Origin of the sequence: Aquiflexum sp. TKW24L, assembly GCF_023502205.1 — a bacterium.
Classification (GTDB): domain Bacteria; phylum Bacteroidota; class Bacteroidia; order Cytophagales; family Cyclobacteriaceae; genus Cognataquiflexum.
Window position 1 is genome coordinate 46,996 of the sequence record NZ_JAMFLG010000025.1, and the last position, 18,481, is coordinate 65,476.

Consider the following 18,481-nt stretch of genomic DNA (forward strand, 5'->3'; position numbering starts at 1 on the left):
TATTCTATTGGCTTCAAAACTATAGGTTAATTTAAATTTTTATCCTGATAAAAATCATCCTTTGAAACTATTTTCTTTCAGAAGTAAGTAAGATTTTGTTAACTATTTCAATAGCAAGATCTTTTCGGTCTTGTTCATTTCCAGAAATTAGGCAAAATGGCGTACCCGAATCCTGAAGAATTTTTTGATAAAGGTCAAAGAAATACTTCCTCATGCCGGGGTCAGGATGCTCTCGCTGCGGATCATCCTGCCAAGGAATATCGATGTCTGTCAATAGGTAAAGATCGTATTTGCGGATTTTGATCTGTTCCTCAATCCATGGGTGAACTCTTCCGTATTTGTGCTTACTCCAAACTTTGATCACATTCAAGTCGGTATCACACACCAAGAGCTCTTTGGATTTAAATGTTAACTCATTTTCAAGATTTACTTGGCCTTTGGCAATTTCTAATAAATCATCATATCCATAGGATCGGTCTAGGTTGTCAAGGTATTCTCTAGCAAATTCTGGAACCCAAAGGCAGTCAAAATGATCGGCTAGGATTTTTGCCAGTGTACTTTTCCCTGTGGATTCCGGACCTATGATGACCACTTTTTTAAGCATATGCCTTTTTTTCCAATTTGGCAGATTTAATCCATGCGATCAATCCGATAGTCGCTAACACTGTGAAAAACAAAAACTGAAAGGAAGTCAACATCAGTCCTTTGTAAAAATACAGCGGCACCGAAACTATATCTGTGATAATCCAAGCAATCCAGTTTTCCACCTTCTTTTTGGCCATCAGCCACATGCCAACAAATGCTGAGGCAGTCGTGAAGGAATCCCATGCCGGCACATCGCTATCTGTAAGATTTGTCAAAACCAAAAAAAGAACAGCGTATGATCCAAAAAACAGTAACACAGACTGTATGATTCCGCTTCTGTCCAACCAAGTGACGGGTAATTGTTCTTTGCCGTCTGTCGGTCTGCTCCAGAGGTACCAACCGTAGATCGACATGGCAAAGTAGTAGGCATTGATCCCCATGTCTGCATACAGTTTATATTTCAGGCAGATATAGACATAAATGATCGTGCTGACCATGCCGGTCGGGAAGACAAGGATGTTTTTTTTGATGGAATAATACACACTCGCAATTCCAAAAAATACTGCAAATGCCTCTAGCCAAGTCATCTGCGCAACTCCCTCCTTCATTCCTTCCCAAATCCATTGTAAATCCATAAAGCGAATTAAGGTATAAAAAGATAATCAGCCATGTGCGCAGTCGTTTATTTCACCTCAGGAAATTTCTTGATCTCCAACAGGTTTTCTTTTGTCAAAAACTCCTGAGCTACTTTTTGGATCCTTTCCTTGGTCATGGATTCGATGGCTTTTTGCCCGTCCAATAATGCTTCCCATGATAAATTGTATGTCCTCACCGCAGAAAGCTGTCCAAGCCAATAGTTATTTCGCTTGAGGTTTTCTTCCAAAGATATCCTTCTTTTCTCCTTGACTTTGTTCAGGTCTTCGTCCGTTGGTCCGTATTCTTGGATCTGTCTGACTTCTGCCCAAGCTGCATCGATCAGTTTATCCACCATATCAGGACTGCAGGGAAATCCGATAGAAAAAGAGAAATTCCCCACAGGAAAGATTCCCATGCTTCCATTGGCACCCACACCATACACTCCGCCAATCTGCTCGCGCAAAGATTCGATCAGCTTAATAGTCAGTATTTCTCCTAGGTAAATAATGTCCGCAGCTACCTTTCGATCGTATTCCGTCTCCCCGGTGAAAAGCATGGTGACCTGAGACTTTTTATCTGTGCCGACATGGATACTTTCCGACTTGCCCTTTGGAGTGCGGATCCCCAAATCCCTGTATGTGTCAAGAGAATCAGGATTGGAGGGAAGACTGCCGATATATTGTTCCAACATGGGTTTGAAGGTCTCCAAGTCAATATTACCTGTAAAGAAAAACTCAAAATTTGCAGCATTGGAAAACCTCTCGGCATACAATTCCAAACCCCTGTCCAAATCAATTTTATCCAAATCCTCCGGATCAAAAATTCCCGCTGCCCGTGGATGTCCGTTGGCCAATATTTTGTTTACCTGCTTCGAAAATTGGAAATCGGGATTCACTTGGGCGCTGGCCAATTGGGTCTTTTGGTTGGTGATGTAGACATCAAAGAGTTCTTGGTCTTTTCGCGGAGCGGTAAAATTCAAGTGAATCAATTGCAAGGCCGTTTCCATTTCTTTCGGGGAGAATGAACCGGCAATATTCTGAGAATACAAGCCAATATTTGGTGTTACTGATATGTTTTTTCCTACCAGAACTTTCCTCAGGTCAGAAGGCGAAAAATCCCCAATTCCCATCACATTGATTAATACTCCTGCATAGTTGGCGGTGTAATGGTCTTCCTCCCCGTACAAGGAAACACCACCTTTTCCAGTGGCAGAAAATAGGATTTCTTCATTCTTAAAATCAGTGGATTTTACAAAAACCTTAACTCCATTCGAAAGTATGATTTCATGGATATCTATGGATTCGATGTGTTTGATGTCTGTAATTTTTCCGGGCTGAGGCAGAATTTGCATGAGCTTATCAGCCAATAATTTCTCTTGGTAAGGTTCCAGATTCATTTGGTCCACAGCATCGAAAAGTGCCATAACAGCTTCTTCCGAAGGCAGATTTTCCTTTTCTGAATCCGGCGCAGTGATGACGATCACCCGGTTTTCATCCCGGACCAGTTGCTTGGTAAGCGCATTGATTTCTTCCAGCGTGATATTTGGGATGATCTCTTTGTAAAACTCATATTTCCAGGCTTCCCCATCTGCAAAATTCCCCTCCAAGAAATGGTTGACATAGCGGTTGACTATGGATCGGGATTCTGCTTTGCCCATTTCTTTGAAAGACCTCTCTGCACTATTGAGCACGGCACGCTTCACTCGGTCGAGTTCGGCTTGGGTAAATCCAAACTGTGCCACGCGCTCATTTTCCACGATCAAGGATTGGATTCCTGCTTCAATTTTTCCCGTGGCGACCACTCCCGAAGCTGAAAAATAATCTAAGTCACGGACAAAATTCCCATATCCTGTTCCGGCAAAAATGAAAGGTGCATCCGGCTTTTGGCGGATTTCATCCAATCGTTGGGTAAGCATTCCACCATAAAATGTCCGTATCAGAAAGTTGCGGTAATCTGCTTTGGTTTGGGTTGGAAGGGCTTTGTGTTTATAAAAAAGCTGGATTTGGATTCCCGGAGCTTCCTTGTCTGTGACGATACTGACGAAGGTCTCCTTGTGCCCGGGAACTTCAAAAAGCTTTCTTTCTTTAGGATCGGCAGGGTTTTCCAGCTTCCCAAAAAAATCCTGAATCAACGCTTCCAATTTTTCCGGAGCTACATCTCCGACAGCCACCACCGCCATGTTGTCCGGCCGATACCAATCTCTATAAAACCTTCTGATGGTTTCATATTCGAAGTTTTCGATGATGTCCATTTTTCCGATCGGAAGTCTTTCCGCATAAAGGCTGTTGTGGAAGATGACAGGAAAATATTGGTCACGCATCCTTTGGGTATAACCCTGACCCGTGCGCCACTCTTCCACGATGATGCTTCTTTCGCTATCGATATCCTCCTCATTCATCAGAATTCCTCCAGCCCAATCACTCAAAACCAGGAATCCATTCCTCAGCTTTTCCTCATCATCAGACGGAATCGGCAGGATATATACCGTCTCGTCAAATCCCGTGTAGGCATTCAAATCTCCTCCAAATTGAATCCCTATTGATTGGAGATAGGAAATCAGTTCATTTTTCTCAAAGTTTTTAGTCCCGTTGAAGGCCATATGCTCCGTAAAATGCGCCAATCCAAGTTGGTCATCTTCCTCCAGGATTGAACCTGCATTGACTGCAAGCCGGAGCTCCACTTTGTTTTCCGGTTTGGGATTCTGTTGGATGTAGTATGTCAGTCCATTTTCCAATTTTCCCACCTTCACCCTAGGATCGAGGGGTACTTTTTGGTCAAAGTCGCTCTGTGCAAAAAGTGAGGAAAAGGGTAAAAAAAAGAATAAGAGTAACTGGTATATATTTTTGAACTTCATCTTTGATGTTTGATTTTTGGATATTGGACTATAAATCAAGTCAAAATTTAGGGAAATTGTTTCATGTCGATTGGAAGGGCAAGCTCATTTTTGGATTTTGTTCCATAAAATTTCTCTAATTTTAATTTCAAGCTGGTTTTTACAGTCTTGATAATCGCTAATCACACAAATTTGAATTTATGAAACAAATCATTTTGGTAGGCATCGGTGGAGGTATTGGAAGTATATTCCGCTATCTGATCAAGGTATGGACAGCGAGATTTTCTGAAGAAATACCCCTTGCTACTTTTTCTGCAAACATCATTGGTTGCCTGCTGATTGGACTATTGATGGGGTATTTTACCAAAAATGAACATATCCCAAGCGATTGGTCTCTGCTCTTGATCACCGGTTTCTGCGGTGGATTTACGACTTTTTCTACTTTCTCTTCCGAAAACCTCAATTTATTGCAGACAGGGAATTATGTGACTGCCTTGACTTATATTCTTGGAAGCGTGGTAATTGGAATTTTGGCTGTGTTTTTGGGATATGTAATTACGAGATGAGCATTTATTGATGGGAGGTGCTTGGGGAAAAACAAATAATGACCGATGAGGGATGACCGATGTTTGGTTAAGTCCAAGAAATTCAGATTCTAAGTCTGGTTTCTCGTCAAGAAGCATTCAAATGATTAGAATATTCATTAAAACAAAAGCCCTTCAATTGGTTTATAATCTAGAGAAAAAGGAATATGAAAAATATATTAATCACAGGAGGTTCGGGCTTGGTAGGGAAAAAAATCACTCAGCAATTGGAATCGGAAGGCTTAGCAGTAGCTTGGCTTAGCAGAAGCCCTAAGAAAAACACCCAAAAATCCTTTGCTTGGGATATAGATAAGAACACCATAGATCCGGCTGCCATCGAATGGGCCGACGGCATTATCCACCTTGCAGGTGAAGGGGTAGCAGAAAAAAGATGGACAGACGATAGGAAAAAGACCATCTTGGAAAGCAGAACCCAATCTACCTCCCTGTTATATGAAGCAATAAAGAAGGCTAAAAATAAACCGGAAGCTTTTATATCTGCATCGGCGGTGGGCTTTTATGGATTTGATACTGGAGACAAAACGGTGGATGAGAATGCAAAACATGGAACTGACTTCCTTGCAAAGGTCGTCGTGGCTTGGGAAAATGAAGTTAAGAAAATCGCAGATTTAGGATTAAGGACAGTCTTGCTGCGAATCGGAATTGTCCTAGACAAAGAAGGTGGCGCACTGAAGGAAATGATGAAACCACCTGTTGCTGCACCTCTCGGAAGTGGTAAGCAATGGATGAGTTGGATCGTTATTGATGACTTGGCGAGGATGTTTTCCTTCGCAGTCAAAAATGAGAAAATCTCAGGCACTTATAATGCTGTAGGGCCAATACCTGCTACCAACGCCGAACTTACCAAAGCCGCTGCCAAGTATGCCGGTAAACCCTTTATCGGCCTTGGCGTTCCCGGTTTTGGCTTAAAGCTTGTCCTTGGAGAAATGGCCTTAATGGTCTTGGGAGGCAACAAAGTCTCCTCCAAAAAAATCCAATCGGCAGGTTTTAAATTCAACTATTCGGAATTGGATGAGGGGATGAAGGGGGTGTATGCATGAAAATCAATTTCTAAAATAAAAGAAATTATCTTTTTAATTGACCCTAGAATTAAAAACATTCCATTTATCAATTCTGGACAAACCTACCTTCTCACCCTATTTCTCACCATCAAAAACCAAAGAATGCTTCCTATTAATGGAAGGAAAATCACGATTAAAAGCCAAACCAATTTGTCATTATTACCACCAAACTTACTGCTGACTACATCATAGATCGTGTAGATGTAAATGGCCAATCCAAGAAATCCAAGTCCAAACATATTTTTGAGATTAAGTATAAAAGTGAAAATAGTATTTTTCCCAAAACTTTTGCTTACGATTCTGTTTGAAATTTCAACTTTAAACTTCAATCATCTCTGACATGATCTTGGCAGAAAGCAGACAGAGGGGAATCCCTCCACCCGGATGTACACTTCCCCCACAGAAATAAAGGTTTTTGATCTCTGAAGAGAAATTGGCGTGGCGCATGAAGGCAGCATATTTGTTGTTGGAGCTGTTACCATAAAGCGCCCCGTTTGCACTCGATGTTTTGGATTCTATTGTTCTAGGTTCCAGGATTTCCTCCACTTCAATCAACTCCTCTATATCGGTTTTGAGGATTCTGCTGACTTTTTGAATGATGCTTTTCCTTGCCTCTTTGATAAGTTTATCCCAATCCTGCCCTTGGTTATTGGGGACGTTGATCATCGTAAACCAATTCATGCAACCTTCAGGGGCATCGTCCGGTTTGTTGACAGAGGTGATGTTGATATAGACCGTGGGGTCGTGGTAGATGGATTTTTTATTGAAAATATGATCAAATTCCTCTTTGTAATTTTCCGAAAATAGGATGTTATGCAAGTCGAGTTCTGGGAAAACCTTTTTGATTCCCCAATAGAATATCAGCGCAGAACTTGATTTTGGTTGGTCAAGCAATCGGGTTGGCTGCTTTTCTTTTTTGAGAATGGTCTTGTAAGCATTGACCATGTCCATGTTGTTGACGATGATAGCTGCAAAATGGGAATTACCGGAGACGATGACTCCGATGGCTTTTTTGTCCCTGACAAGGACTTCATCTACTTTGGAATCGAAATGGAATTTGACACCCAAGTCCAATGCAAGTCTGTATAAGCTCAACGTGATGTCATGCATGCCTTTTGTAGGGAAAAAGGCTCCAATGTTGAATTCAAGGTGGGGAATGATATTCAGCGTAGCAGGAGTTTCATAGGGATTGGAACCGTTGTAAGTGGCGTACCTATTGAATAGCTGCACCATTTTCGGGTTCGAAAACTGCTTTTCATTGGCCTTATTCATGGTTGAAAAAATCCCCAATTTCCCCAATTTGAAATAGCATTTAACCGCATCTTTATTGGCCCAAGTCCCAAACCGGTGCAAAGACTGATGCATGAATAATGGTGCAAGATGATCGTAGATAAAAGCGGATTTTTGAAGAGATTCAAAAACATGCGAAGCCGGTTCGCCCAATTTGGATTCAACTTCGGCTGCAAATTTTTTGGTATCACCAAAGGCTTTGATCTGTGTCCCGTCTTCCCAAAAATAATGACAGGCCACAGGAAGGCGGATGTAATCAAAGTGGGCTTTGGGATCTTTTCCAGAAATTTGAAACAGTTCTTCCACCTGATCGGGAAGTGTAAACAGCGACGGACCTGCGTCAAAGCGGTAGCCTTTGATTATAATTTCTGAAAGTTTGCCACCGGGATATCCATTGGCTTCGAATACATTGACTTCAAATCCCTTGTTCCTGAGACGGATGGCAGCTGCCAAACCCGCTATTCCTGATCCGATGACGATTGCTTTTTTATTCATTTTGTAATGAAATATGTATAAAGTAAATGAACAAAAAATAACTGAAAAGGATATTTGAAATGGGGCATTTGAATGGATTTAAATAAAAATCCCTTTGAAATTTGTCTTCCAAAGGGATCCTATTTGATTTATAATAATTTTAAATTTTAAGAATATCCGATTTCTTGCACCTAGCTAAATAAATTATGGTCGGGGATCGATTAGCAGTTCTGTGGACTATGGACTGTTGACCGTGGACTTCTTAAATTTTCTCAAAAATCCTCCTGAAGCTGCAGGCCTCGCTCAATCTTGCATGCAGGTCCGAGATCAAAACCCTCTCCTGTTCGGTCGTATCCCGGTGTCTGATGGTCACCATATTGTCTTCCAATGTCTGATGGTCAACCGCAATACAGAAAGGCGTACCTATCAAATCCTGTCTGGTATACCGCTTGCCGATGGAAGCCGCTTCTTCATAAATGATGTTGAAATCATACTTCAGCAATTCGACAATCTCCTTGGCTTTTTCCGGCAAACCGTCCTTTTTGATCAAAGGAAGAATGGCCGCTTTCACAGGAGCGATGGCAGGGTGCAATTTGAGATAAGTTCGCTGCTTTTCTGCTGTCTGTTCGTCTACAAAAGCATTGCACAAAGTCATCAAAAACAACCTGTCTGCACCGATCGAAGTCTCAATCACAAACGGAATATAATTTTGATTGATCTCAGGATCAAAGTATTGCTGTTTCTTTTTTGAAAATTCCTGATGGCTTTTCAAATCAAAATCTGTTCTGGAATGGATTCCTTCGACTTCCTTGAATCCAAAAGGAAACTCATATTCGATATCCGTGGCGGCATTGGCATAATGCGCCAACTTCTCATGGTCATGTCTTCTCAACTTTTCTTCAGGAATCCCCAAAGCCTTGTGCCATCTCATCCGCATGTCTGCCCATACTTTGTACCACTCTAATTCGGAGCCTGGACGGACAAAAAACTGCATCTCCATCTGTTCAAACTCTCTCATTCGGAAAATAAACTGACGGGCGACGATTTCATTCCTGAAAGCCTTTCCGATCTGTGCGATTCCAAAAGGAACCTTCATCCTGGCTGTTTTTTGGACATTTAGGAAATTCACAAAAATCCCTTGTGCTGTCTCCGGTCTTAAATAAATCGTAGTGGAATCCTCCGCTACCGAACCCACTTGAGTGGAAAACATCAGGTTAAACTGGCGAACGTCAGTCCAATTGGAAGTACCGCTGATCGGGCATTTGATGCCTTCATTCGTGATTAGATCTCTCACTCCATCCAAATCTTCTGCTTCAAGCAATCTTGCCAAAGCACCAGTCAAGCCATTTGCCTTTTCAATGTCTCCGGCTCTTTCAAAAACCGCAGCATGTTCTTCGACAAGTACATCTGCACGATACCGCTTTTTGCTGTCTTTGTTGTCGATCATCGGGTCGTTGAAGCTGTCGACGTGTCCCGAAGCCTTCCATGTAGTGGGATGCATAAAAATCGCTGCATCTATCCCGACGATGTTTTCATTTAGGCGCGTCATAGTTTCCCACCAAAGACGCTTTAGGTTGTTTTTCAATTCGACCCCATAAGCCCCATAATCATAGACCGCCTGTAGGCCATCATAAATTTCTGAAGATGGATACACAAAGCCATATTCCTTGGCATGCGCGATTATATCTTTCAATTGCGTGTTTTCCGCAGTGGTATCATTTTTTGCCATGGGCGCAAAATTAAAGAAATTGGCTGAATAGCAAGGGAAAGAACAAAAAACAAAAAGGTCAATTACCTAAAAACTTCCTCTTGGTAAACCCTTCTTCCTTCTTTGTTGCTCAAAAAAGCCGCTTCAATGATTTTCAATACATCAATTGCTTCTTGCATTTTCACGTCTGGCAGAGATTTACCTTGGATAGTATCAGCAATATTTTGGTAAAAAATCCGGTAATCGCCTCTTTCGGTTGGGTAGGAAATGGTTCCTTTTTCGAGGTGGAGTTTGCCCCACACTGCTGCATCTTCCAATCCCCAATTGATTCCTTCAGGGATTTGGCCGGCTTTGAAAGCTTTTTCCTGCACATCCAAGCCGTACTTGGCATAAGAACCTTTTTCTCCCAAAACCATAAATCTCGGAATCGGGGCATTGGCCAAAACACTTGCTGTCAACCTCACTTTGAGTCCTTCATACATCATCGTAATATCAAAAAAATCGTCCGCCACGGCACCGGTTCGTTGCTTCAATATTTCTGCATAAATCCAAGCAGGCCTACCAAAAAGCATCACCGCCTGATCTATCAAATGTGTCCCGAGGTCATAGGTAATCCCATTTCCGGGAACTTCCTTTTCTCTCCAATTGTCCACCAAATGCGGTCGGAACCTGTCAAAGTGAGATTCGAAATGGACGATCCTACCCAAAATATCTTCTTGGAGAATTTTTTTGATCGTCTGAATATCGCCATCCAACCTCCGGTTTTGGAATACAGATAAGACCAATCCTTTAGATTCTGCCAATTCTTTTAATTCCTCGGCTTCATGGGAATGGATGGTGACAGGCTTGTCAACGACCACATGCTTACCTGCTTCTAAGGCTAACTTTGCCTGTGAAAAATGGTATTCATTTGGCGTGACGATAACGATCAAATCCGCCACATCGGCTGCCAATAAATCCTCCAGACTTTTGAAAACCCTGACATGGGGATATTTGACTTTAGACTTCTCTTGGTTTCTCTCGACCACCGCGGTCAATTCCAAGTCTTCACAAACTGAAATCAGGGGAGCGTGAACATTTTCCGCAACAGATCCATATCCGACAAGTGCTGTTTTGATTTTGTTCATATCCCTAACTCAAAAGCTTTTTTAACCAACTCAGCAACAGAACTAACTCCCAATTTTGCATGGATTTTTTTGCGATGTGCATCTACGGTATGGACGCTGAGGTGTAGTTCTTCTGCAACTTCCCTGTTGGTCATACCCTGCTTTATCATTCTGACGAGTTGCAGTTCGCGCTTAGAAAGCTTGAATTTTTGCTTGTAATAATCCGTATACCCCTCATCTATATTTTGCCTGAGTACTTTCTGAAAATTCATGATATGGCTTCCTTCATGCACTTCCTTGATGGTGTAGATGAGTTCATCAGAGTCGGCATTTTTCAGAATATAGGCATTGGCACCCAATTTTTGACACTTGTTAAAAATAGCCTCATCATCATACATGGACAGGACGATCACCTTTGTACCGGGAATCAGCCGCTTTACAGCTTCAATCACTCCGGCCCCATCCAACAAGGGCATATTCATATCGGTTAGGACGATGTCCACTTCATGGGACTTCAAAAACTCCAAAAGCGCTAGTCCATTCGAAAAAACACCTTCAATCCTCAAATCATCATCATCTTCCAATAGACTTGCTATGCCTTTGGCAAACATCTTATGGTCATCAGCCAATGCAATCCGGATCATATTTTTCCCATTTAGGACGGAAGTTAAATCAAGCTTTTTGATTTGGCAAAATTAGTTTTATTTCAGTGCCTTTGCCCGGAACGGAATGCAAGAGCATCTCTCCTCCGATAGTCGCCATCCTGTTTTTGAGATTGTATATTCCCAAACCTGAGGATTGCAATGTGTCATCAAAACCCTTGCCGTCATCCTGTACCCTGATAACAGATTGGGATTGGTCCGTATCGACGGAAATCTCAATCAGATTTGGCTGTGCATGTTTGATCGCGTTGTTGATACTTTCCTGTATGATCCGGATCAAAACCAGTTTTTTGTCTTTATCAAGTTGCAGGGCATTCCCTGATTGGTGGAAAGCGACTTTGCAGAAATCGGCTGATTCGAGTTTTTTAAGTTCTCTTTGAATAAATTCCTCCAAGGAAATCGCTTCTACCCAATCTAAGTTCAGGGTTTTGGAAAGTGCCCTGACTTCATGAATGATTTCATTGACCATGACTTTCCCTTCTGAGACTTTCTCCGGCTTGGAGCTTGACAGGTTCATTTTGGCAAGGGAAAGCAACTGTCCGACATTGTCATGAAGTTCTCTGCCGACATAGGCAAGGATGTCCTCACGGAGTTCTTTTTCTACATTCAGGACTGTTTTCTCGTATTCAGCCTGGATTTCCCTGACCTTCTGCTGGTTTTTGATTTGACGCTGACGGTGGTAAACCACCATGATCACGATAAAAGAAACCATCACTACCATCAGGAAAAATCCCAACAGCACGATTATAAAAAGATCAGAACCGTCATTTTGCATCGGTGATTTATTACAGGGTTACTTTTTCCAAAATAGTCGAATCATCTTTTAAAACCAAAGATCTATCCGCCCAATTTAGTCATAATTACTTTCCTATAATTTTGCTTTTCCTCTCTATCCAAACAGGGATATAAAACGATAATCCCATCACCCAATACATCAGCACACTTAAGGCTTGGATAATAATATTGAACTTGCCTAGCAATTCTATATTTTGGCTTGATATGAAATTAATAGATGCAAAATACAACAGCGACCCTGAGTAGAAAAACATGATCATAGTAACGATCCAAAACATGGGCAGACCAAGCAGATTTTGGTCATGATACCAATCCTCTTTCATGATGCCATAAAAAAAATAAAGGCTGCAACAAATCAATATCGTGCCTCCTATAACATAAGAGGTACTATGGAAAACAAACAAGGATTGGAAGAAGACGGAGTAAATAATAGCCCAAAGGATAAAAGCTCCAATTGACAAGGCTGTATATTTTTTTGCTTTTTTATTAGGGTATACATTTTGAAAAAATAATAATAGAAGCAAGGTTTCCAGATACACAAAAACCAAATTGTAATAAATCACATTTTGCATTCCGTTTTCTGCTAGATAGGTACCAAATGTCTCCAGAATAGTCACCATTACAACAACGCCAAATAATATCTGGTGCAATTTTTTAAACTTAAAATCATCAATAAAAAACAATGGAACACTGAGCAGTATCCCGAGAAATAAAAAAATATTATAGGTATAAGTGAGCATTTACCAAAATGATTATCTAAGTATTAAAGGAAGGATCAGAAGGCATTCCACCTTATTTTTTAATTCTCAATGCTATTTGTTTCATCTATTAAGATTTGGAATAGATAACATAGACTGATGGATTATTTTTTTTTTGAAAAAACAGGAATATAATAAACCAATCCCAAAACCAGATACATCGTGCCCCCGATCACTTTTAAAACAAAACTTAACCGACTCCGCATGGCATCTTCTAATTCAATGATGTTGTACAAAAATGAAAAATACATCATTGAAGCACTGTAAAAGAGAAGGAAAAAGGAAACCACCCAAAAATCAGGAACCTGCCATAATTTTTCATCCAAATAAGTGTCCTGAGTCATGACAACATAAAAGAAATAAAAACAACCTAAGATGATCAGGATACTACCAATGGTAAGACTGTAATTATGGAACTGGACAATTGAGTCGAAAAAAAAGGAGTTCAGAATCCCAAAAATACCAAATAACAAGGCCGTCAACTTCAATATCACTTTGCTCTTTTGGCTATTTAAAACTACAGAAAGGTAAGTCAAAATTAAAATCGTCTCACCATAGACAAATCCGATATTATATACCCAATGGTTTCTAATCCCTTGCCTCGCCAAATATCCTCCATAAACCTCTACTATAGATACCAACACCAAAATCGAAAAAACCATTCGGTGCCCTTTTTTGAAACCTTTCAGATCGAAAAAAAAACAGGGTATGCTTAAAAGCATACCCATTAGAATCATAAAGTTATACCAATAGATAAAGTTCATCAGGATTATGGGTTACAGCCAGGAGGACAAAGGTCTCCTCCATTTTCTATTGAACCTCCAGAACTTAGTTTAAAGGTAGTTGAATCCTTGGATTCATCATTTAAGTCTATAATCCCAAATTCCGTCTTATTTGCCGCAGCGATGGCGATGGAAATCCTTCCGATATAGTCGTCCCTATCTTTTCGGTCTATCGGCAGGATATCGAGATTTTCTTTGTCGTATTGTCCAAAATACAATTTGAGGCCGCCGCTTATGGGGTCGGTCATGTCAAGCAAATCCTGAATCAGCTTCCGATCAAAAAATACCCAATCGGACTGTTCAGCAATGTTTTTGCCGTTTTTGTTTTTGCCTTTGATGCATTTTTTTACTGATTTTGCATAAGCCAATCTAAAGGCTTCTAATTGTTCTTTGGTCATGATTCTTGTTTAGGTGTTTCAGGATCCAAGAAAGAAAAAAATAATCAATTTTTATAGCATGGCCATGGTATTTCCTGCATCAAAGTTTCTTTTGAAGAGCGTCGGAAGAAAAAATGACAACCCAAAGATCAGGTACATCATACCTGCCATCATCCTGTTGAACCCAAATATAACCGAGACATTGTCAATCACGAACTGGGGAGAAAACTGGTAAAGCCCAAAAACCAAGACAGCTTCGACATAAAAAAACAGGATGGCTGTGCTGATCCAAAAGTGGGGAAGTGCGATCAGGTTCCAATCTTTAAAAATCCGAATATTGAGAATGTTGGAAAGAAACCGGCCACATAAAACAAGAATAAAAAGGCTATTGGGTAAAAAAGAATAGAATTGGAAAACAGTAGAAATAGGCTGGAAAAATATAGAATTTACAATGCCCCAAAGGAGTAACAGGAAAGAAGCAAAAAGAATATTCCTTTTGGCGGATGCGGTTTTTTCAAATTTGTAGAAATACCAAACCAAGAGCAAAGACTCCACATACACCCAACAGATATTGTAGAGCAAGGAATTGTTGATTTTCAGACTTGCGGTATAGCTGCCGATGGATTCGAAAATCAATACCAATAACAAAACTCCCAAAATTATCCCGTGACCTTGGAGCCTGTTATTTTTTTTCAACCCGAAATTATAGAGCGAAAGAACTACACTCAATCCAATCACAAAAAGATAAACCGTTCCTGACATATCAACTATTCTATCCCTCAAAAGTAACAGGAATCGAAATACCGAAAAATCCCGTGATTGCGGTATTTTTTTAGAAAAAGCATAAAAAAAGGAGTCAGATTGCCCTGACTCCCTTTGAATTTTGTCAAATTTAAAAATTATACGGCCTTTTTCGCGACTTCTTGCGCACTTTCGGCTTCGATTTCTCTTTTCATCAAATCTACCACTATCGGAGAAGCGATGTATATAGAGGAATATGTACCTACAATGATACCAATGAATAGGGCAAATGAGAACCCTCTCAACACTTCTCCACCAAATATCAGCAACACCAATACCACGATCAAAGTAGTAAGGGAGGTGATCAAAGTCCTGGCCATAGTTTGGTTGATGGCATCGTTAAACATCTTCACCAACTTGGAAGTACCTCTCATTTCAATGTTTTCTCTGATACGGTCAAATATGATCACAGTATCGTTGATAGAATAACCGACTACTGTCAAGATAGCGGCGATGAATACCTGATCAATTTCAAATGTGGCTCCAAATGCGCTTGCAATAGCAAAGGCTGCGATGACAAAGAGCACATCATGCGCCAATGCAATGATCGCACCCAAAGAGAATTGCCACTTGCGGAATCTCAAAAGGATATAAAGGAAGATCGCTACCAATGCAAAGAACATGGCTTCAGCCGATGATTTTTTGATGTCATCTGCGACTGTGGCGCCAACTTTGGATGAACCTGTGATGGCAAACTGCCCATCTTTAATATTGGCAGCATCTGTAGAATAGGTTAGACCCATAATGTTGGCTATTCCATCTTTTACTTTTGTCTCTACTTCCAAATTGGAAGCATCGTCATCTTCATTGATCAAATAGGAAGTGGTTACTTTCATGATATTGCTAGCTCCGTAGGATTTGACCTCTACAGAACCATCAAATTCTCCATCCAGACCCACTTTCAATTCAGAAGCTACTACAGGTTCTGCGAATGTCACGATATATGACCTACCTCCTGTAAAATCAACCCCAAACTTCAATCCACTGATCAAGGCAATCGCAAGACCGACAATGATAATCCCGGTTGAGAAAAGGTATGCCACCTTTCTTTTGCTCATGAAATCAATGTTCAGGTTTCGCAACAAGCCTTTAGCCAAAGGAGAAGAGAACGAAATACTACTGTTGTCTCCTTTTTTGCTCATCAGGTGTACAATCAACCTAGTGATAAATACTGCTGAAAAGAATGAAGACGCAATACCGATCATCAATACGATGGCAAAACCTTTGACCGGGCCTTGACCGACTGCATATAGAATGGCTCCTACAAGGAATGTGGTGACGTTTGAATCCAAAATTGCTGAGAAGGCTTTCTTGTAACCTTCATTAATAGCAGCTAAAAGTCCCGCTCCATTCGCCATTTCTTCTTTGATTCTTTCAAAAATCAAAACGTTGGCATCTATTGACATACCGATCGTCAACACGATACCTGCGATACCTGGTAAGGTCAATGCTGCTCCCAATTGGGCCAAAATACCCAAGATAAAGAAGATGTTGAATATCAAAGCTGCAATGGCAACAAAACCGCCTTTGGCATAATACGCCACCATAAACACCACTACCAAAAGCAAACCTGCCACCATTGAGATGACACCTTGGCTTTGTGCCTCTTTACCTAAAGTCGGACCGATAATGGCCTCTTCTACTATCTTGGTCGGTGCAGGAAGTGAACCTGATTTCAGGATATTTGCCAAATCTTTTGCTTCCTCGATGGAGAAGTTACCTGTGATCTCAGACTGTCCGGAAGGAATCTCTCCCTGAACCATCGGTGCTGTATACACAAAATCATCCAAGACAACGGCGATTCTTCTTCCGATATTCTCTCCTGTCAATTTTCTCCATCTCCTTGCACCATCAGCATTCATCTGCATGCTGACAGCAGGACGGGAGGTTTGATCCAAGGTCTGACGCGCATCCGTGATGACATCACCTTCCAAAGGTGCTTGGTCACCTGTTCTGCTTTTTTTGATCGCATAAAGCTCCAACAACTCAAGGTTATCAGCCACTTCAGCCTTTACAGACCATAGGAATTTCACATCTCTTGGCAATAAAGATTTTACATCTTCTCTTGCAAAGATCCTGTTGATCGCAACGGTATCCCTGATTTCATATACCAATCCCTGATTGGATTTTGTCAATGAAAAAATCGGAGAAACTGAAGTGGAAACATCCGTAGTATCGGCAGTTCCCGCCAATTGTCTTTCAAGTTCAGATAAAGCTGAAGCAGCCTTTGCAGAATCCGTCTCTGCAATGGCAGGCTGTGTAGCTGCTTTTTTTACTTGAGCTTCCGTAACCAAAAGGCTGTTGGCAGCTTCTAATTGAGATAAGTACTCATTGACTTCGGCCACTTCCCAAAACTGAAGTTTTGCAACTCCCTGAAGGAGGTTTCTAACCCTTGCGGCATTGTCCACACCGGGAAGCTCAATCTGAATACGTCCCGAGCCTTGGATTCTCTGGATGTTTGGCTGGGAAGTACCGAACCTGTCTACCCTAGTTCTTAGGATGTTGAAAGACCTTTCGATCGCGTTCTCAACTTCAGTGTCAATGATTTTGAGGATTTCAGAATCCGAAGACTCCAATGAAATACGTCCTCTGTTGGCTGCTGTAGCAAAGATGGCACTCAGCTTTTGTCCTGGTGCCTTGTCTTGCCAAGAGCTATAAAATAAGTCAACAAACTTGTTGTTACTAGTTTTGGCTTCTTGGCTTGCTTCTTCCAATGCGGCATTGAAAGCCACATCCTTACTGTTGCCGGATAGGCCTTTGAGGATTTCAATTGGAGAAACTTCCAAAGTGACGTGCATCCCGCCTTGCAAATCAAGGCCGAGCCCCAATTCTGTTTCTTTGATTTCCTTGTAGGTGAATTTGGCGCCTAGAAAATTATACACAGGCTCTCTGTAAATAGAATCCAGATATGCCTGCTTTTTGGCAAAATCCATGTTTCCATCCGCGTCAGTGGCATATTCCACCGCCTTATTTTGGATGTTGTTTGATACGAATGTGAATGACAGGTAATACAGACACAAAGCTGTGACTACCACGGTCAAAAACACAATGACTCCTTGGTTACGCATATAGTTGTTTTTTGATTGATTGTTTTTTTATAGAATTTGGGGAAGCCTTTTACAGGCTTAGGTACTCTGGAGAGAAAAAATCAGGGCGCATTGGGTGAAATGATCCTTTCGAGGAGGATTTCCCAATAAGGAAAATTCAAGGGCAGAGTAATGCTGACTCCATTTGCTATTGGTTTTTCGAAAGAAAAATTCTCATAAATCAGGTAGAACACCTGTTGAGAAAGTACCGTGACGAATGGAACTACAGCATCAACAGCAACATTGAAAAAAGTCTGGTTTTCGGAGGATGAATCCGATTCAGCGGGTTGTTCTTGGGTGGATACTTTGGTCAGATCGACCGTTTTGGGAAAATATTCTACGCCGCTCACCAACAAACAGAAGAACAGCACCATAAAAATGATCGCTTTTTGTCTCAAAATGGTATTATTTCGGCTTTGTTTTCTCACGGGGGACAAATATATAAAGATTTGTAATTACAAAATGCCAAACCTAAAAAAAACTGATTTGGATCTGCCCTGTAGCAGCCCTAGTAGCCGTTTAATCGATATTGTCATTTCTTCTTTGAAAAGAAATTAACCCTGATAGAAACCATAAATGCCAATAAAGCAAAAATCAGGGTAAATAGATCTACTGTTTCGGCTTTGAACTCTAGTCCAAACATTCTTTTTATAATATAACCGATGTAGGAATTTGGCAGTCCTTTTTCACCCAATTTCCTCAGTACTTTCCAATGCCAATCCGTCAAGGGACAATATCCCCAACCGTACCAAAATCCTAAAAAAACCCAAGAAGCCAATGTCAAAGTAATAGTCGCAAAATGCCATTTGCGAAGCGGCTTCCATATCCACGCAAAAAGGTTGAAGCAAATCAATAAGGTATGGAATACCAAAAAGAAATAATCTGCAAAAACTAGTAGGTTATGGGACATGGATAGAAATTC

General features: G+C 41.0%; 18 protein-coding genes. 2 read left to right on the forward strand and 16 right to left on the reverse strand.

The genetic code is table 11. The annotated features are described in order from the left end of the window. Positions 1–67: 67 nt before the first annotated feature. Genes M3O96_RS15580 through M3O96_RS15590 form a run of 3 tightly spaced genes read right to left on the reverse strand, consistent with a single transcriptional unit; the run spans position 68 to position 4,075 of the window. Positions 68–604: an AAA family ATPase gene (locus M3O96_RS15580; protein WP_249722039.1), complete on the reverse strand. Its 537-nt coding sequence runs from the start codon at positions 602–604 to the stop codon at positions 68–70. Continuing rightward, the gene (pnuC, locus tag M3O96_RS15585) at positions 597–1,220 is read right to left on the reverse strand and encodes a nicotinamide riboside transporter PnuC (protein WP_249722040.1); all 624 of its coding nucleotides are present in this window, start codon (positions 1,218–1,220) and stop codon (positions 597–599) included. Before pnuC ends, M3O96_RS15580 begins: the two co-directional genes overlap by 8 nt. 47 nt (positions 1,221–1,267) lie before the next feature. Continuing rightward, positions 1,268–4,075 (reverse strand): M16 family metallopeptidase, encoded by a 2,808-nt coding sequence (locus M3O96_RS15590; protein ID WP_249722041.1) that lies wholly within the window; start codon positions 4,073–4,075, stop codon positions 1,268–1,270. A gap of 179 nt (positions 4,076–4,254) precedes the next feature. On the opposite strand from M3O96_RS15590, the gene crcB reads away from it, so the two are divergent. Together crcB and M3O96_RS15600 are read left to right on the forward strand one after the other, a co-directional pair. Beyond that, positions 4,255–4,620, forward strand: coding sequence for a fluoride efflux transporter CrcB (crcB, locus tag M3O96_RS15595; protein ID WP_249722052.1), 366 nt, complete (start codon positions 4,255–4,257; stop codon positions 4,618–4,620). A 185-nt stretch (positions 4,621–4,805) separates the two neighbouring features. Continuing rightward, a complete protein-coding gene (locus tag M3O96_RS15600; protein ID WP_249722059.1) occupies positions 4,806–5,699 on the forward strand; it encodes a TIGR01777 family oxidoreductase in 894 nt (297 codons plus the stop codon). Positions 5,700–5,782: 83 nt separating this feature from the next. Here the strand turns inward: M3O96_RS15600 and M3O96_RS15605 are convergent, their stop codons facing one another. From M3O96_RS15605 to M3O96_RS15665, 13 genes are all read right to left on the reverse strand, one after another. Continuing rightward, positions 5,783–5,959, reverse strand: coding sequence for a PLDc N-terminal domain-containing protein (locus M3O96_RS15605; protein ID WP_249722060.1), 177 nt, complete (start codon positions 5,957–5,959; stop codon positions 5,783–5,785). 79 nt (positions 5,960–6,038) lie between these two features. Then, positions 6,039–7,505 carry a 1-hydroxycarotenoid 3,4-desaturase CrtD gene (gene crtD, locus M3O96_RS15610; RefSeq protein WP_249722063.1) on the reverse strand — a complete coding sequence of 489 codons (1,467 nt, stop codon included), beginning with the start codon at positions 7,503–7,505 and terminating at the stop codon, positions 6,039–6,041. Positions 7,506–7,746: 241 nt separating this feature from the next. Beyond that, on the reverse strand, positions 7,747–9,213 hold the full coding sequence (locus M3O96_RS15615) for a glycine--tRNA ligase (protein WP_249722064.1): 1,467 nt from the start codon (positions 9,211–9,213) through the stop codon (positions 7,747–7,749). A gap of 62 nt (positions 9,214–9,275) precedes the next feature. Beyond that, positions 9,276–10,319, reverse strand: coding sequence for an oxidoreductase (locus tag M3O96_RS15620; RefSeq protein WP_249722066.1), 1,044 nt, complete (start codon positions 10,317–10,319; stop codon positions 9,276–9,278). Beyond that, positions 10,316–10,942, reverse strand: a complete 627-nt coding sequence (locus tag M3O96_RS15625) for a response regulator (protein WP_249722068.1) — start codon at positions 10,940–10,942, stop codon at positions 10,316–10,318. Before M3O96_RS15625 ends, M3O96_RS15620 begins: the two co-directional genes overlap by 4 nt. A 28-nt stretch (positions 10,943–10,970) precedes the next feature. Beyond that, on the reverse strand, positions 10,971–11,735 hold the full coding sequence (locus M3O96_RS15630; RefSeq protein WP_249722069.1) for a sensor histidine kinase: 765 nt from the start codon (positions 11,733–11,735) through the stop codon (positions 10,971–10,973). An 85-nt stretch (positions 11,736–11,820) separates the two neighbouring features. Next, a complete protein-coding gene (locus M3O96_RS15635) occupies positions 11,821–12,405 on the reverse strand; it encodes a hypothetical protein (protein WP_249722070.1) in 585 nt (194 codons plus the stop codon). Positions 12,406–12,617: 212 nt separating this feature from the next. Then, entirely contained in the window at positions 12,618–13,175 is a 558-nt protein-coding gene (locus M3O96_RS15640) for a hypothetical protein (protein WP_249722071.1), read from the reverse strand. Positions 13,176–13,282: 107 nt separating this feature from the next. Next, a complete protein-coding gene (locus M3O96_RS15645; RefSeq protein WP_249722072.1) occupies positions 13,283–13,693 on the reverse strand; it encodes a hypothetical protein in 411 nt (136 codons plus the stop codon). A 51-nt stretch (positions 13,694–13,744) separates the two neighbouring features. Further along, positions 13,745–14,434 carry a hypothetical protein gene (locus tag M3O96_RS15650; protein ID WP_249722073.1) on the reverse strand — a complete coding sequence of 230 codons (690 nt, stop codon included), beginning with the start codon at positions 14,432–14,434 and terminating at the stop codon, positions 13,745–13,747. Between the two features lie 137 nt (positions 14,435–14,571). Then, complete coding sequence (gene secDF, locus M3O96_RS15655; protein WP_249722075.1) at positions 14,572–17,541, reverse strand: protein translocase subunit SecDF; 2,970 nt, start codon at positions 17,539–17,541, stop codon at positions 14,572–14,574. An 80-nt stretch (positions 17,542–17,621) separates the two neighbouring features. Continuing rightward, positions 17,622–17,987 carry a hypothetical protein gene (locus M3O96_RS15660; RefSeq protein WP_249722078.1) on the reverse strand — a complete coding sequence of 122 codons (366 nt, stop codon included), beginning with the start codon at positions 17,985–17,987 and terminating at the stop codon, positions 17,622–17,624. 104 nt (positions 17,988–18,091) lie between these two features. Beyond that, on the reverse strand, positions 18,092–18,469 hold the full coding sequence (locus tag M3O96_RS15665; protein WP_249722081.1) for a DUF2784 domain-containing protein: 378 nt from the start codon (positions 18,467–18,469) through the stop codon (positions 18,092–18,094). Positions 18,470–18,481: the final 12 nt, after the last annotated feature.